The 15,844-nt window shown below is 72.4% G+C and carries 13 protein-coding genes; 7 read left to right on the top strand and 6 right to left on the bottom strand.

What is annotated here, in order from left to right; genetic code table 11:
- Positions 1 to 440: 440 nt before the first annotated feature.
- Positions 441 to 1,034, top strand: coding sequence for an isopentenyl-diphosphate Delta-isomerase (idi, locus tag OHB41_RS39405; RefSeq protein WP_148012179.1), 594 nt, complete (start codon positions 441 to 443; stop codon positions 1,032 to 1,034).
- 30 nt (positions 1,035 to 1,064) lie between these two features.
- Here the strand turns inward: idi and OHB41_RS39400 are convergent, their stop codons facing one another.
- Positions 1,065 to 1,574 carry an ATP-binding protein gene (locus tag OHB41_RS39400; RefSeq protein WP_266706474.1) on the bottom strand — a complete coding sequence of 170 codons (510 nt, stop codon included), beginning with the start codon at positions 1,572 to 1,574 and terminating at the stop codon, positions 1,065 to 1,067.
- Positions 1,575 to 1,874: 300 nt separating this feature from the next.
- On the opposite strand from OHB41_RS39400, the gene OHB41_RS39395 reads away from it, so the two are divergent.
- Entirely contained in the window at positions 1,875 to 2,645 is a 771-nt protein-coding gene (locus OHB41_RS39395) for an enoyl-CoA hydratase/isomerase family protein (protein WP_266704303.1), read from the top strand.
- Here the strand turns inward: OHB41_RS39395 and OHB41_RS39390 are convergent.
- On the bottom strand, positions 2,632 to 3,267 hold the full coding sequence (locus tag OHB41_RS39390; RefSeq protein WP_266704302.1) for a DJ-1/PfpI family protein: 636 nt from the start codon (positions 3,265 to 3,267) through the stop codon (positions 2,632 to 2,634). The genes OHB41_RS39395 and OHB41_RS39390 overlap by 14 nt on opposite strands.
- Before the next feature lie 16 nt (positions 3,268 to 3,283).
- Complete coding sequence (locus OHB41_RS39385) at positions 3,284 to 4,237, bottom strand: GlxA family transcriptional regulator (protein ID WP_266704301.1); 954 nt, start codon at positions 4,235 to 4,237, stop codon at positions 3,284 to 3,286.
- Positions 4,238 to 4,362: 125 nt separating this feature from the next.
- On the opposite strand from OHB41_RS39385, the gene OHB41_RS39380 reads away from it, so the two are divergent.
- The 3 genes from OHB41_RS39380 (at position 4,363) to OHB41_RS39370 (ending at position 8,381) form a co-directional block, all read left to right on the top strand.
- Positions 4,363 to 5,229 carry an SCO6745 family protein gene (locus OHB41_RS39380; RefSeq protein ID WP_266704299.1) on the top strand — a complete coding sequence of 289 codons (867 nt, stop codon included), beginning with the start codon at positions 4,363 to 4,365 and terminating at the stop codon, positions 5,227 to 5,229.
- Between the two features lie 88 nt (positions 5,230 to 5,317).
- A complete protein-coding gene (locus OHB41_RS39375; RefSeq protein ID WP_266704297.1) occupies positions 5,318 to 7,723 on the top strand; it encodes a Tex family protein in 2,406 nt (801 codons plus the stop codon).
- Positions 7,724 to 7,808: 85 nt separating this feature from the next.
- Complete coding sequence (locus OHB41_RS39370) at positions 7,809 to 8,381, top strand: putative glycolipid-binding domain-containing protein (protein ID WP_266704295.1); 573 nt, start codon at positions 7,809 to 7,811, stop codon at positions 8,379 to 8,381.
- Between the two features lie 22 nt (positions 8,382 to 8,403).
- Here OHB41_RS39370 and OHB41_RS39365 read toward each other — a convergent pair whose 3' ends face one another.
- Positions 8,404 to 10,044: an ABC-F family ATP-binding cassette domain-containing protein gene (locus OHB41_RS39365; RefSeq protein WP_266704293.1), complete on the bottom strand. Its 1,641-nt coding sequence runs from the start codon at positions 10,042 to 10,044 to the stop codon at positions 8,404 to 8,406.
- Between the two features lie 189 nt (positions 10,045 to 10,233).
- On the opposite strand from OHB41_RS39365, the gene OHB41_RS39360 reads away from it, so the two are divergent.
- Positions 10,234 to 11,205: an FAD-dependent oxidoreductase gene (locus tag OHB41_RS39360; protein ID WP_266704291.1), complete on the top strand. Its 972-nt coding sequence runs from the start codon at positions 10,234 to 10,236 to the stop codon at positions 11,203 to 11,205.
- Between the two features lie 312 nt (positions 11,206 to 11,517).
- Here OHB41_RS39360 and OHB41_RS39355 read toward each other — a convergent pair whose 3' ends face one another.
- Entirely contained in the window at positions 11,518 to 13,479 is a 1,962-nt protein-coding gene (locus OHB41_RS39355; RefSeq protein WP_266704289.1) for a Xaa-Pro dipeptidyl-peptidase, read from the bottom strand.
- 215 nt (positions 13,480 to 13,694) lie between these two features.
- Between OHB41_RS39355 and OHB41_RS39350 the strand changes: the two genes are divergently transcribed.
- Entirely contained in the window at positions 13,695 to 15,194 is a 1,500-nt protein-coding gene (locus tag OHB41_RS39350) for a M1 family metallopeptidase (RefSeq protein ID WP_266704287.1), read from the top strand.
- Positions 15,195 to 15,273: 79 nt separating this feature from the next.
- Here OHB41_RS39350 and OHB41_RS39345 read toward each other — a convergent pair whose 3' ends face one another.
- Positions 15,274 to 15,771 carry a F0F1 ATP synthase subunit B family protein gene (locus OHB41_RS39345; protein ID WP_266704285.1) on the bottom strand — a complete coding sequence of 166 codons (498 nt, stop codon included), beginning with the start codon at positions 15,769 to 15,771 and terminating at the stop codon, positions 15,274 to 15,276.
- Between the last annotated feature and the right edge of the window lie 73 nt (positions 15,772 to 15,844).

Below are 15,844 nucleotides of genomic sequence, written 5' to 3'. Positions count from 1 at the left end.
GCCCGGCGGCGACGCATCCCCCTCGACGCCCGGGCCGGCCCCGGCCATCGGACCCTGGCCGTTCCACACCCGAACCGGCCCCGCCGGCGCCCGGACCGGCCCCGCCTCCGGCGGAAACGGCCCCCGTCGGCGTACGGCCCATCCGCCGCGAGGCGTCCCGCGCCGGCTCCGGGGTACGGCGTCCGGCCCGGGTCCGATCTGCTCGACGGGGACCGGGCGCGGGGTGCGAGGCGAACATCTGTCGGCCCCTGTCCTGGACGATTCCTCGTCCGCGGCACCGGGCACGATCAGGTGTCCGGCCACTTCCGGCACCTGATGCCGACCGGCCGCGTGTCCCGCCCCGGGAGTCCGGAGCGGGACATGCGGGGAGCCGCGAAGTGCCGGGAGTGCCGGTTTCGTACGGCAGACTTGGGGCTCGAAGACCGATGCGAAGGATGGGTATGCCGATCACACCTGCCACCGCGACGCACAGTTCGTCGAACGGCACCGTTGAAGCGATCTTGCTCGAGCTGGTCGACGAGGACGGCAATACGATCGGCACGGCGGAGAAGCTCGCCGCCCATCAGCCACCCGGGCAGCTGCACCGGGCCTTCTCCGTCTTCCTCTTCGACGAGCGCGGGCGGCTGCTGCTCCAGCAGCGCGCCCTGGGCAAGTACCACTCGCCCGGTGTGTGGTCCAACACCTGCTGCGGCCACCCCTACCCCGGCGAGGCCCCCTTCGCGGCGGCCGCCCGCCGGACCTACGAGGAGCTCGGGGTCTCCCCCTCGCTGCTCGCGGAGGCGGGCACGGTCCGCTACAACCACCCGGACCCGGAGTCCGGCCTGGTGGAGCAGGAGTACAACCACCTCTTCGTCGGGATGGTGCAGGCCTCGCTGCGGCCCGACGCGGAGGAGGTCGGCGACACGGCCTTCGTGACCGCCGCCGAGCTCGCCGAGCGGCACGAGAAGGACCCCTTCTCGTCGTGGTTCATGACCGTCCTGGACGCGGCCCGTCCCGCGGTCAGGGAGCTGACGGGCCCGTCCGCCGGCTGGTGACGGACCCGCGGGGACGCTTCCCGGCAGGATCTAGACGACACTCGGCGTGAGCGGCAGGGCGGCCCAGATCACCTTGCCGCCGGTCGTCGTGTGCTCGACGTCGCACACCCCGCCCGACTCCCGGGCGACCTCCCGCACCAGCAGCAGCCCGCGCCCGCCGGTCTGGCCGTGGTCGGCCTCCAGGGCCGTCGGGCGGTAGGGGTGGTTGTCCTCCACGGAGACACGCACCCACTCGGCGCCGACGGCCACCTCGACGGCGAGCGTCGGGGACAGCAGTGCCGCGTGCCGGACGGCGTTCGTGACCAGTTCGGAGACGATCAGCAGGAGCCCTTGCACGAGGTCGTCCGAGGCGGGCACCCGTTGCCGCGCGAGCAGGTCACGAACGGCGTGTCGCGCCTGCGGCACCGAGGCGTCGACGGCGGGAGCGGTGAACCGCCACACTCCCTCGTACGGCAGCGGACCCCCCGGCGGTCTCCGATCGGGAGGCACGTCCCCGCCGCCGTCGGGACGGGAGTCGAACCCCCGCCCGTGGTTCTCCATCGTCCGGTCGCCACCCTTGCGCTCGATTGTCACCACACGTCGAGTGTGGGAACACGCTGGTCCGGACCCGATGACTGAACAGAAGTCAGCGCTTATCGACGTTTTCTGATCGTCGCCGTATGACACGGTCGACCTGACGACCGCTCCTGCCTTTGTTGTGTCCACTTCGAGAACTATTCGGGTTGTACGGGTTTGTCACCGGGGTCCCGCGACGCGTCCGGTGTCCGCCGGGGCGGGCGGCCCCGGACGCGCCCTCCCTCGCCTGATCGCGCGTTCGAGGGTGCGGATAGCATCCGGCGTATGGAGCCGCAGCTGCTGCACAGCGTCGGCGACGGCATCGCCACCGTCGTCATCCACCACCCGGCCAAGCGCAACGCCATGACGGCCGGGATGTGGCGGGCGCTGCCGCCCCTGCTCGACGGGCTGGCCGCCGACCCGGCCGTCCGCGCGGTGGTACTCACCGGGGAGGGTGACACCTTCTGCGCGGGGGCCGACATCTCGACCCTGCGCGGCTCCTCGGACGAGGCACAGGGCCTCGCCGTGCGGGCCGAGGACGCGCTCGCCGCCTTCCCCAAGCCGACACTCGCGGCCGTCCGCGGGTACTGCGTCGGCGGCGGGTCGCAGCTCGCGGCGGCCTGCGATCTGCGGTTCGCGGAGGCCGGCGCGCTGTTCGGGGTGACCCCGGCGAAGCTGGGAATCGTCTACCCCGCCTCCGCCACCCGGCGTCTGGTGTCGCTCGTGGGACCGGCGACCGCCAAGTACCTGCTGTTCTCGGGCGAGTTGATCGACGCGGAGCGCGCGCTGCGCACCGGCCTGGTGGACGAGGTGCTGGCGGGGGACGAACTCGACAAGCGGGTCGCGGAGTTCACCCGGGTACTGACGGCGCGGTCGCTGCTGACGCAGGCGGCCGCCAAGGAGTTCGCGAACGGGCGGACCGGCCGGGACACGCACTGGGCGGAGCAGGCACGCGGCAGCGGCGACACCGCGGAGGGCGTCGCCGCCTTCCTGGAGCGCCGCCCGCCGCGGTTCACCTGGACCACGCCGGGGTCCGGTCCGGCTAGCGGAGGATGAACCGGCTCTTCGCGCGGAGCTCCTCCACCAGGTGCGCGGGCGCCTTCTGCGGGGACCCCGCGTCGTAGGGCGGCTGCGGGTCGTACTCCGTCAGCAGCTGCACGGCCTGGGCGTGTTCGTCGCCCGCGATCCGGCCGAGCAGGTGGAGCCCCATGTCGATGCCGGACGAGACGCCGGCCGCCGTCACGTACTTCCCGTCGAAGACCACCCGCTCCCCCGTCGGCTCGGCACCGAACTCCCCCAGGGTGCCGAGGGCCAGCCAGTGCGAGGTGGCCCGGCGGCCGTCGAGGAGCCCGGCCGCGGCCAGGAGCAGCGAGCCGGTGCACACGGAGGTGGTCCAGGTGCTCGTGGCGTCTGCGGCGCGCAGCCAGTCCAGAAGGACTTGGTTCTCCATCTGCGGGGTCTGCCCCGGGCCGCCGGGGACCACGACGATGTCCGGGTCCGGCACCTGGTCCAGGGTGCGGTCGGCGGTGAGTGCCAGATTGCCGGTCTCGTTGCGGACCGGGCCGGTGCGCTCGGCGACGAAGACGGTCTCGGCGCCGGGCAGCCGGCCGAGGGTCTCGTAGGGGCCCACGGCGTCCAGGGCGGTGAAGCGGTCGTAGAGAACGATGGCGATCTGCATGAGGGTCCTTTCCGGTTCAGTGCGTGGATGCGGGGCGGAAGCGGCGCCGGTACTCGGCCGGGGCCGCGCCGAGCGCCCGGACGAAGGCCCGGCGCATGGCCTCCGGCGTGCCGTAACCGCAGGCGCGGGATATCTCCGTGACGCCGTCGGCGGTGTCCTCCAGCAGCCGCCGGGCGTGTTCGAGGCGGACCCGGTCGACGTACCGGCCCGGGGTGACCCCCGTCTCGGACTGGAAGGCGCGCGCGAAGTGCCGGGGCGAGAGCCGCGCACGGGCGGCGAGCGACTCCACGCAGAGGTCCTCGCCGGGATGTTCGGTGATCCACTGCTGGACCTCGCGCAGGGGTTCGCGCCGGGCCGTCTGCGCGGCGAGCTGTGCGCTGAACTGGGCCTGGCTGCCGGGACGCCGCAGGAAGACGACCAGATGACGCGCGACGGTGAGGGCGGCCCCGCGGCCGAGGTCCTCCTCGACGAGCGCGAGGGCGAGGTCGATTCCGGAGGTGACGCCCGCGGAGGTGGACACCCGGCCGTCGCGTACGTAGATGGGGTCGGACTCGACCTGGACGGCCGGGTGGTCACGGGCGAGTGTGTCGCAGTACGCCCAGTGGGTGGTCGCGCGGCGGCCGTCGAGCAGGCCCGCCCGGGCGAGCAGGAGGGCGCCGGTGCAGACGGAGACCAGCCGGTCGGCGCGGGGACCGTGCTCGCGCAGCCAGTCGGTGAGCCGGGGGTCCGGGCGCCGGGTGCCCCGTCCGCCGGGGACGAGCAGGGTGTGCGGGGCCGGCGCCTCGGCGAGGGTGCCGTCGGGGACGAGGGTCAGGCCGCTGGAGGTGCGGACCGGCGCGCCGTCCAGGGAGGCGGTACGGACGCGGTACGAGCCGGGCCGGCAGGTCTCGGCGCCCGCGAAGACCTCCGCGGGACCCGTGACGTCGAGGCTCTGCACCGCGTCGAAGAGGACGACCAGGACGGTTCGCATGTCCTCGATTCTTCGCGGGGCCGTCGATGGCCGCAAGGACGAGTACCCCACCTTTCCTGCCACCGCCGCGCAGCTCTCCGCGCCCACCCGTTCCCCGCGTACTGACTAGTCGGTAACCTGCGGTCATGACCACTCCTCTGCCCGAGCGCGCCGGACGGCGCTGCCACAACGTCCTCAATCCGCTGCACTCGACCCACTACTTCTCGCCGGACCTGGGCCGCGAGCTGGCCGCGGTCGGCATCGACGACAGCCGGGGGGCGTACTTCGCGGTGCGGGCCGCGGCCATGGGGCCGGTGGGCCCGGGCACGGTGACGGCGACGTTCTACAACTTCCGCCACGAACTGGTGGCCCGGCACGTGCCCGGGGTGTGGGAGAAGGCCTCCCCCGAGACCGTCCTCGCCGCACGCGCGCGTGCCGTCGACGCGACGCTGCGGCGGCTGCTCGGCGAGGACGTCGTCGCCTCCAAGGAGATGGCCGAGGCGGCCGAGCTGGCCCTGCGGGCGGCCGAGGCCTGCACCAGGACGGCGCGCCCGCTCTACGCCGCGCACGCGGACCTGCCCGTGCCCGACGCGCCGCACCTCGCGCTCTGGCACGGCGCCACGCTGCTGCGCGAGCACCGGGGCGACGGCCACCTCGCGGTGCTGCTCGCGGCGGAACTCGACCCGGTCGAGGCGCTGGTGAGCCACACCGCGACCGGCAAGGGCATGGCTCCGAAGTGGGCGCTGGGCACCCGTGGCTGGGCGCGTGCCGACTGGGAGGCGGCGGTGGAGCGTCTGCGCGGGCGCGGACTGCTGGACACGGAGGGCGAGTTGACGCAGGCCGGCATCGCGTTGCGCCAGGAGATCGAGGTCCGGACGGATCAGCTGGACCGGGCCCCGTACGAGCATCTGGGCGCCGCCGGCGTGGAGCGCCTCACCGAACTGGCGAAGGGACTGCTGATGACGGCGCTCGCGGCCGGCGCGTTCCCGGAGGGCATGACCGGCAAGGGCTGACACCGCCGATCGGCGCCCTGATCCCCCGTTGTCGGTGTCACCTGCCACAATTGCCGCGCAACCTCAGTGGAGAAGGCGGTACGGGATCGTGACGACACCCCTCGTAGGGTCCATCGAAGGCAGGATCGCCGAGGAGCTCGGCGTACGGGAACGGCAGGTCAAGTCCGCCGTCGACTTGCTCGACGGCGGTTCGACGGTGCCCTTCATCGCCCGCTACCGCAAGGAAGCGACCGAGATGCTCGACGATGCGCAGCTGCGCACCATCGAGGAGCGGCTGCGCTATCTGCGGGAGCTGGAGGACCGGCGCACGGCGATCCTCGAATCGGTGCGCGAGCAGGGCAAGCTCACCGACGAGGTCGAGGCCCAGATCCGGGGCGCCGAGACCAAGGCGCGCCTGGAGGACATCTATCTGCCGTTCAAGCCGAAGCGGCGCACGAAGGCGCAGATCGCGCGCGAGGCGGGTCTGGAGCCGCTGGCCGAGGGCCTGCTCGGCGACCCGTCGGTCGACCCGCTCGCCGCGGCGACGGCCTTCGTCGACGCGGACAAGGGCGTCGCCGACCCGCAGGCGGCGCTCGACGGCGCCCGCTCGATCCTCACCGAGCGGTTCTCGGAGGACGCCGACCTGATCGGTGAGCTGCGGGAGCGCATGTGGGTGCGCGGACGCCTGGCGGCCAAGGTGCGGGACGGCAAGGAGGAGGCGGGCGCCAAGTTCGCCGACTACTTCGACTTCGCCGAGCCCTTCAAGGAGCTGCCCTCGCATCGTGTCCTCGCCATGCTGAGGGGTGAGAAGGAGGAGGTCCTCGACCTCGTCCTGGAGCCCGAGGAGCCCGCCGAGTCCCCGACCGCCCCTTCGTCGTACGAGGGGATCGTCGCCCAGCGTTTCGGGATCGCCGACCGCGGCCGTCCCGCCGACAAGTGGCTGAAGGACACGGTCCGCTGGGCCTGGCGGACCCGCCTTCTCGTGCACCTCGGCATCGACCTGCGGCTGCGGCTGCGCACCGCCGCCGAGGACGAGGCGGTCGACGTCTTCGCGGCGAACCTGCGGGACCTGCTGCTGGCCGCTCCGGCCGGCACGCGCGCGACGCTGGGTCTGGACCCCGGATTCCGCACGGGCGTGAAGGTCGCCGTGGTCGACGCGACCGGCAAGGTCGTCGCCACGGACGTCATCTACCCGCACGTCCCGGCGAACAAGTGGGACGAGGCCGTCGCCAAACTCGCCCGCCTCGCCAAGGAGCACACGGTCGACCTGATCGCGATCGGCAACGGCACGGCGTCCCGGGAGACGGACAAGCTCGCCGGTGAGCTCATCACCAAGCACCCCGAGCTGCAGCTCACCAAGGTGATGGTCTCCGAGGCGGGGGCGTCGGTGTACTCGGCGTCCGCGTTCGCCTCGCAGGAGCTGCCCGACATGGACGTGTCGCTGCGCGGCGCCGTCTCCATCGCGCGCCGGCTCCAGGACCCGCTGGCCGAGCTGGTGAAGATCGACCCGAAGTCCATCGGTGTCGGGCAGTACCAGCACGATCTGTCCGAGGTGAAGCTCTCCCGCTCCCTGGACGCGGTCGTGGAGGACTGTGTGAACGGCGTGGGCGTGGACGTCAACACGGCCTCCGCCCCGCTGCTCTCCCGTGTCTCCGGCATCACCTCGGGACTCGCCGAGAACATCGTGGCGCACCGCGACGCCAACGGCCCCTTCCGCTCCCGGACGTCCCTCAAGGACGTGGCCCGGCTCGGCCCGAAGGCGTACGAGCAGTGCGCGGGCTTCCTGCGGATCCGGGGCGGGGACGACCCGCTGGACGCGTCCAGCGTGCACCCCGAGGCGTACCCCGTGGTGCGGCGGATGGTGAAGACGGCGGGCAGCGAGGTCGCGACCCTGATCGGCAACACCGGTGTGCTGCGCTCGCTCAGGCCGGCCGATTTCGTGGACGAGACGTTCGGTCTGCCGACCGTCTCGGACATCCTGAAGGAGCTGGAGAAGCCGGGCCGCGACCCGCGGCCCGCGTTCAAGACGGCCACGTTCAAGGAGGGCGTCGAGAAGATCTCCGACCTGGCGTCCGGGATGGTGCTCGAAGGGGTCGTCACGAACGTGGCCGCCTTCGGCGCGTTCGTGGACATCGGCGTCCACCAGGACGGTCTGGTGCACGTCTCGGCGATGTCCAGGACGTTCGTCAAGGACCCGCGGGATGTCGTGAAGTCCGGTGACATCGTCAAGGTGAAGGTGCTCGACATCGACATCCCGCGCAAGCGGATCTCGCTGACGCTGCGCCTCGACGACGAGGCGACCGCGTCGGACCAGCAGGGTGAGGGCGGGCGTCCGCAGCGCGGCGGACGGCCTCCGCAGCAGCGCCAGCAACAGCGTCAGCCACGCGGCGGGGCGGGCGGCGGCGGTGGTGGTGGCGGAGGTTCGCGGCAGGCCGCTCCGCCGCCGGCCAACAGCGCGATGGCCGACGCGCTGCGGCGCGCCGGGCTGGTGGACCCGAAGAAGGGCCGTCGTTGAACCGCGGGTGAGCAGCGGCCGGGTGCGCGGTTTCCCGCGCGCCCGGAGGGGCGCGCCACTGGGCCCACGCTCCTAGAGTGACCGTATGGTCGGCTCGCGTGTCCTTACCTGGGAAGTCACTGAGAGCAAGGGGTACGAGACCTCTTGGATCACGTCCGGCGCCCGCTCACTGCGGGCGCGCGGGCGTGCCGTCGGGACCGTTCCCGAGCCGTACTGGATCTCCTACGAGCTCGACACCGGCGACGGGTTCGTGACCCGGCGGCTGTGTGTGAGCGCCGAGACGGCCTCGGGCACCCGCACCCTCGATCTGCGGCACGACGGCGAGGGCCGCTGGACGGCGGACGGGGAGTGGCTGCCCGATCTCGGCGGCGCACTCGACTGCGACCTGGGGCCGTGCCCGCTGACGAACGCCATGCCGGTGCTGCGCCACGGGCTCCATCTCGCCCCGGGCGAGCGGGAGTTCCTGATGGCCCGGGTGTCCGTGCCGGACCTCGCCGTGCGGGCGTCGCAGCAGACGTACACCCATCTGGAGAGCGGTGGCGAGGGCGGCCGGGTCCGCTTCGCCTCCGGGGACCACCGCAGTGACCTGGAGTTCGACACGGACGGATTCGTCGTCGACTACCCCAGGATGGCGCGGCGGCTGGCGGCGGGCCCGTAAGTGCCCCGTCCGGGCCGGCCGGTCAGCGCTCCGTCACCTTGCCCGCGGCCACTTCCAGGCGTCGTGTGGTGCGGACGGCGTCGAGCATCCGGCGGTCGTGGGTCACCAGCAGCAGCGTGCCCTCGTACGTGTCGAGGGCCGACTCCAACTGCTCGATCGCGGGCAGGTCGAGGTGGTTGGTCGGCTCGTCGAGGACGAGGAGGTTGACCCCGCGCCCCTGGAGCAGGGCCAGCGCCGAACGGGTGCGCTCGCCCGGGGAGAGGCTCGCGGCCGGGCGCAGCACGTGTTCCGCCTTCAGGCCGAACTTGGCGAGCAGGGTTCGGACTTCGGCCGGTTCGGTGTCGGGGACGGCCGCGCAGAACGCGTCGAGCAGGGACTCCGAGCCATGGAAGAGCTTGCGGGCCTGGTCGACCTCGCCGACGACGACACCGGAGCCGAGGGTGGCGTGCCCGGCATTCAGCGGGACACGGCCGAGCAGGGCACCCAGCAGGGTCGACTTGCCCGCGCCGTTGGCGCCCGTGACGGCCACCCGGTCCGCCCAGTCGATCTGGAGCGTGGCGGGCCCGAACGTGAAGTCGCCGCGCCGCACCTCGGCGTCCCGCAGCGTGGCGACCACCGCTCCGGAACGCGGCGCGGCCGCGATCTCCATGCGCAGTTCCCACTCCTTGCGCGGCTCGTCGACGGCGTCGAGCCGTTCGATCATGCGCTGGGTCTGCCGGGCCTTCGCGGCCTGCTTCTCACTGGCCTCGCTGCGGAACTTGCGGCCGATCTTGTCGTTGTCGTTGTTCGCCTTGCGCCGGGCGTTCTTCACGCCCTTGTCCATCCAGGAGCGCTGCATCTGGGCGCGCCCTTCGAGAGCGGACCGCTTGTCCGCGTACTCGTCGTAGTCCTCGCGGGCGTGCCGGCGGGCGGTGTCACGCTCCTCCAGGTACGCCTCGTAGCCGCCGCCGTACAGCGTGATCTGCTGCTGCGCGAGGTCGAGTTCGAGCACCTTGGTGACCGTGCGGGTGAGGAACTCGCGGTCGTGGCTGACGACGACGGTGCCCGCGCGCAGGCCGGAGACGAACCGTTCGAGCCGCTCCAGTCCGTCCAGGTCGAGGTCGTTGGTGGGCTCGTCGAGCAGGAAGACGTCGTAGCGGGAGAGCAGCAGCGAGGCCAGGCCCGCGCGGGCGGCCTGCCCACCGGACAGGGCCGTCATCGGCTGGTCCAGGTCGACCGCGAGCCCTAGGGTGTCGGCGACCTCCTCCGCCCGCTCGTCGAGGTCGGCGCCACCGAGGGCGAGCCAGCGTTCCAGGCTCTCCGCGTAGGCGTCGTCCGCGCCGGGCGCGCCGTCGACGAGCCCCTGCGTCGCCTCGTCCATCACCCGCTGGGCCTCCGCCACACCGGTGCGCCGCGCCAGGAAGGCCCGTACGGTCTCGCCGTCCCGGCGCTCCGGCTCCTGCGGCAGGTGACCGACCGCCGCGGACGGCGGGGACAGCCGCAGTTCCCCCTGCTCGGGCGTGAGCAGCCCGGCGAGCAGCCGCAGCAGCGTGGACTTGCCCGCGCCGTTGGCACCGACGAGCCCGATCACGTCGCCGGGCGCGACGACGAGGTCGAGCCCGGCGAAGAGCGAGCGGTCGCCGTGTCCGGCGGCGAGGTTCTTGGCGACGAGAGTGGCAGTCATCAGGAGGCCGATCCTAACGGCCCGGCCGGATTGCCGGAGACCCCGCGTTCCGGGCGCCACCGGCCGCCCGCACGCGTGCGTCCGCCGCCCTCGGCGCCGCGCGTCCGCCCCTCGGCACCGTGCAGCGGACTGTGACTGTTCCCGGACGGGGAGTGACGTGAGCACGGCATGATCCGCTAACGTCCCCGCGTGGAGAACACGCGAAGCGACGACGTGATCGTGGTCGGCAGCGGTGTCATCGGACTGACGACGGCCGTCGTCCTGGCCGAGCGCGGCAGGCGGGTCCGGGTGTGGACGCGGGAGCCCGCCGAGCGGGCCACCTCTGCGGTCGCCGGCGCGCTGTGGTGGCCGTACCGCATCGAGCCCGAGGCGCTCGCCGGCGAATGGGCGCTCCAGTCACTCTCCGTGTACGAGGAGTTGGCGGAGCGGCCGGCGACGACGGGCGTACGCATGGTCGACGGTGTACTGGCGGGGTCGCGACTGGACGCGCAGGGCCCATGGGCCGCCCGGGTGCCGGGGCTGCGGGCGGCCACACCCGAGGAGTACGCCGGAATCGGGCTGTGCGCGCGACTGCCGCTGATCGACATGCCGGTGCATCTGCGGTGGCTGCGCGAGAGGTTCACGGCGGCCGGCGGGACCGTCGAGACCCGGACGGTGACCGACCTCGCCCGGGTTGCGGCGCCGGTCGTCGTCAACTGCGCGGGGCTGGGGGCACGCACGCTGGTCCCGGATCCGGCCGTACGGCCCGTGCGCGGACAGCTCGTGATCACGGAGAACCCCGGCATCAACTCCTGGATCGTCGCGACCGACCGGAGCGCCGGGACGAGCACGTACGTCTTCCCGCAGCCCGACCGGCTGGTGCTCGGGGGCACCACCGACGAGGACGACTGGTCGCTCACGCCCGATCCGGTGGCGGCGGCGCGGATCGTCGAGCGGTGTGTGGCCCTGCGCCCCGAGATCGCGGGGGCGCGTGTCCTCGGTCATCTGGTGGGTCTGCGGCCGGTGCGCACCCCGGTGCGGCTGGAGCGTGAGGTGCGCGCCGACGGGCGGGTCGTGGTGCACCACTACGGCCATGGTGGCGCGGGGGTCACGGTGGCCTGGGGATGCGCGCGGGAGGCGGCCGCGCTCGTCGGGGGCGAGGACCCGGCCGCGGCGCGCTGAACCGTTGGCCGCGAACAGACGGCCGGCGGGCCGGTGGCCGTGGTGCCAGGTGCCTGAACGGACTTCCGGTGGGAGGCGCCTGCTCCCAGGTGGCCGAACGGGCCTCCCTTAGAGGGTAATCGGCCCGCGGAGCCGAACGGGCTCCGGGTGGAGGTTGGTTGGGCCCCGGGGCCCGAACATGCCTCCGGTGAGCGGTGGTTGGCGCTGGGCGGCCGAACAGACCCCGGGTCGGCCGCGGTTCCGGGTGCTCGGCGTGGCCGGGGCCGTGACGGTGGGTGACCGGCACGGCCCCGGCGCGTATCCGGGACGCCGTCAGTGGCGGTCGCCCGGGATCCGCCGGGCCGCGCGCGGATCGCGTACGCCGTCGTGGGCGGACGGACTCACGGCCGTGCCGGTCCCCGCGGTCGCCCTGCCGAAGGCCTCGGCGCCTCCGACCACCGGGACCCGGGCCGACGTACGGGAAAGGTCGAGGGTCAGGGTCGGGGTGCTGGAGGGCGGGTCGATGAGATCCCGGTCGGTGCCCGCGACGACGAGCGCGAGCCGGTGGCCCGCCGGCACGACGTGGTCGGTGGCGGCCAGGTCGAGGGTGATCGTGTAGGCCTTGCCCGGCGTGAGCGGTACTCCCTTGAACGGGGAGGCGTAGGTGCCGAGGTCGGCCCAGCCCCGGCTGAGGACGGTGGCGTCGACGTCGGTCGTCGTGGCCCGGGTGACCTTGTAGCAGGAGCTGTCGCCGGCGGAGCTCGATCCCCAGCAGGTCCGGTCGGTGAGGGTGGTGATGCCCTCGCCGCCGTCGGCGTAGTCACGGATGGTGTCCGGGCCGACGTCGACCAGGACCGCGCTGAGGTGGGCGGTGGAGGTGGTCGGTGTGGCGGTGACCGTGACCTTGGAGGAACCGGACAGGCGCAGGTCCCTGGTCAGCGGCTTGGTGACGAACCCGGCCTTCTCGCTGGTGGACCGGTCGATGTGGGCCGCCCAGTCGGTCTCGCTCAGCCGCGGGTCGTCGGTGAACGTCTCCGTTCCGGAGCCCTTGCGCAGTCCGAGGGTGCCGACGCCCTGCTGGGGGCCGGTGCCGGGGCGCAGGGTGGCCGTCCCGGTCGAACGGGGCGGCCAGACGGAGGTGGTGGCCCACTGGTCGGGGTGGCGCTCGATGTCGGCCATGGGCGCGCGGTCGATGCCGTTGTCGTAGCCGAGCAGTTCATGGTCGAACCAGCGGTGCAGGGTGTCGACCCAGGCGGAGCGCCGGTAGTCGAACGGGTCGACGTGACCGGTCTGGGAGAGCCAGATCTTGCGCTCGACACCGCTCTTGGCGAGGGCGCTCCACCACTGGCCGAAGTTCTTGGTGCGGACGTTGAGGTCCTGCATGCCGTGGACGAGGAAGACGCTGGCCCTGACCTTGCCGGCGTCCTTCACGTAGTCGCGCTCGGTCCAGAACGGTGTCCAGTCGCCGGTGCGCGGGGCTCCCGCGACGATCTTCTGCTGCACGGCGGCACACCTGGCCCGGGCGTCGGGACTGTCGACGTAGTCGGAGAGCCAGTCCGGTCCCGAGTCGTAGAGCGGGGCGCCCTGGGCGAAGTAGTAGTCGTACCAGGAGGAGATGGCGCTGATCGGCACGATGGTCCTCAGGCCCCTGACGCCGGTGGCGGCGACCCCGTTGGCGATGGTGCCGTCCCAGCTCTTGCCGATCATGCCGGTACGGCCGTTGGTCCAGGTCGCTCTGGCCGGGTCGGCACCGGTGCGGGTGGTGTAGGCCCGGGCGCGGCCGTTCAGCCAGTCGACGACCGCCTTCGCGGACTGGATGTCGGAGTGGCCCCCGACGTCCACACAGCCGTCGGAGCGATTGGTTCCGGCCAGGTCGACGCCGACGACGGCGTAGCCGCGGGGCACGAAGTAGTTGTCGTAGAAAAGCGGCATCTGGACGACGTCGCCGTGCGCGTCGTACGTCTTGAGCTGGCTCTCGTTGCCGCGTCCGCAGCAGGAGTAGTACGGGCTGGCGTCCATGATCACGGGCACCTTGCGGCCCTGCTGGGCGGGCTCGCGGGGCCGGACGATGTCGACGGCTACGCGGTCGGTCCTGCCGTCGCCGTCACCGTCGAGGCCGGTGTCCACCCAGACGGATTCGCGGACGGCGTTGTCGTAGGAGTACACCGGGGCGCTCTCCCGCACGGCGGCGTGCGCGGCGGCGGGGGTGAGGAAGGCGGCCATCAGGGCGGCCGTGGCCACCGTCGCGAGCGATCTCCAGGTCGTGAAGCGCATGCGGCGCGCTGGTATCGGCATGCGCGGACGGTACCCCGGTCAACTCCTGTGCAAAAGGGGGCACTTGGCGGGTACGTAGCAGGAACCTCCGGGCGGACGGGGCGGGTGCGGCGTTCCTGCGAAAGGTGTCGGCCGAATGGCGATCGTGTGACAGGGGTGGCCATGGACACGGCCGGGGTCACAGGGACTCAATAGGCTCCGAACAGACCCCGTGCCCCAACGACTTGGAGCTTGACGTGCACCGCAGACTCATCGCCCCGGGCGCGCTCGCCGCCTCCCTGCTGCTGGCGATCCCGGCTTCGGCGGCGGACTACACCCCCGGGGCGCCGGGCATCGGCGACCCCTACTACCCGGCCTACGGCAACGGCGGGTACGACGTCTCGCACTACGACCTCCGGCTCACCTACCAGCCGGCGACGGACGAACTGGAGGGCACGGCAACCCTCCTGGCCACCACCACGCAAGATCTCTCGCGCTTCGATCTGGACTTCCTGCTCGATGTGAGCGAGGTGCGGGTCAACGGCGCGAAGGCCTCGTTCACCACCTCGGGCCAGCACGAGCTGGAGGTCACCCCGGCGACCCCGCTGCCGAAGGGCACACCCGTCACTGTGGTGGTCCGCTACAGCGGGGTGCCCTCCACCAAGAGCGCGTACGGCTTCTCGACCTGGCACCGCACTCCGGACGGCGCCGTCGCGGCGGACGAGCCCGAGTCGGCCTGGTGGTGGTACCCGAGCAACGACCACCCGAGCGACAAGGCGACCTACGACGTCTCGGTGGCCGTGCCGGACGGCACCCAGGCCATCTCCAACGGCGTACTCCAGTCGACGAGTTCGCAGCGCGGCTGGACCCGCTACAACTGGCGCTCGAACAAGCCGCAGGCGACCTATCTGACCACGCTCGCGATCGGCAGGTTCGACATCACCACCGGGAAGACGTCCGACGGCGTCCCGGTCGTCAACGCGTACAGCAAGGACCTCGGCGACAACGACGGCGCCGCACGGGCGAGCGTCGAGCGGACCGGGGAGATCGTCGACTGGCTGACCGGCTACTTCGGCCCGTACCCCTTCAACTCGGTGGGGGGTTACGTCCCGAACACCACCACCGGGTACGCGCTGGAGACCCAGACACGCGTGTACTACAGCCCCCGGCAGTTCGCGGGCGGTTCCAACACCTCCGTGGTCGTCCACGAGCTGGCGCACCAGTGGTACGGCGACGACGTGTCGCTGGCCGGGTGGAAGGACATCTGGATCAACGAGGGCTTCGCGCGGTACGCGCAGTGGCTCTGGTCCGAGCACGAGGGCGAGGGGACGACGCAGGAACTCGCGGACTACACGTACGCGTCGCACCCTGCGGACGACGCCTTCTGGACGGTGAAGCCCGGTGACCCCGGTCCGGACAACCAGTTCGACACCGCCGTCTACGACCGGGGAGCGCTGGCGATCCAGGCGCTGCGCAACGAGATCGGGGACGACGCGTTCTTCACCGTGCTGAAGGGATGGCCGAAGGAGCACCCGTACGGGAACGCCACGGTCGACGACTTCCGGAAGTACGCGGAGAAGGTGTCCGGCAAGTCTCTCGCCGCGCTCTTCGACACCTGGCTGTTCCAGCCGTCGAAGCCGGCGGCGCCCGCCGCGCGGGGCGCCTCGCTGTCGGCGGCCCGGGCCCAGAAGGGTGTCCCCGCACAGCCCAGGTCGTGGAAGAAGATCGCTGCGACCGACTCCGTCCACTCCGGCTGAGTCCAGGACTCCGGCCGTGGGCCAGCGTCCGTGCGGCCGCCCGCCCCTTCCGGGACGGGCGGCCGTTCGACGGCGGGTGTCAGTTGCCGTGTTGCGCGGGGGCTCCGATCCGCTCGCCCACGATGCGGCTCGCCAGGTCGGAGGCCAACTCGGAAACCGATATGCGCAGTTCGACCTCGGCGGCCGCGCGCTCGGACTCGATGCGGGCGCGGCCCTCGGCCAGGACGGTCTCGCGTGCGCGCTGCCCGTCCTCACGGGCCTCGGCGATCAGGGTGGCGCCCCGTTCGTGGGCGTCCTGACGAATCCGGGCGGCGTCATGACGGGCCTCGGCCAGCAGCGCCTCCGTCAGGGCGCGCTCACGCTCGGCGCGGGCCTGCACGGCGTCGGCCCGCGCCCTGGTGCCGTTGATCGCGTCGTCCCGTGCCTCGAGCACCCGGTTCATCCGTGGCAGTATCCGGGCGATGAGCACGTAGACGAGGGCGAACAGCGGCAGCGCGAGGAGCAGATCCGGAACCTTCGGGTTGAGTGGGCCGATCGGGTACGGGATGAGGTCCATGGCCGTGATGTACCCGTTCACGCGTGCGAACCAACGAAATTCCGCGCCAGAGTTGACTGAAAGTAACCCCTCCGCCGACCCCTGCCGTCCGGTC

The organism is Streptomyces sp. NBC_01571, assembly GCF_026339875.1.
In the GTDB taxonomy this organism is placed as follows: domain Bacteria; phylum Actinomycetota; class Actinomycetes; order Streptomycetales; family Streptomycetaceae; genus Streptomyces.
This window is presented reverse-complemented; position numbering and strand designations above follow the sequence as displayed.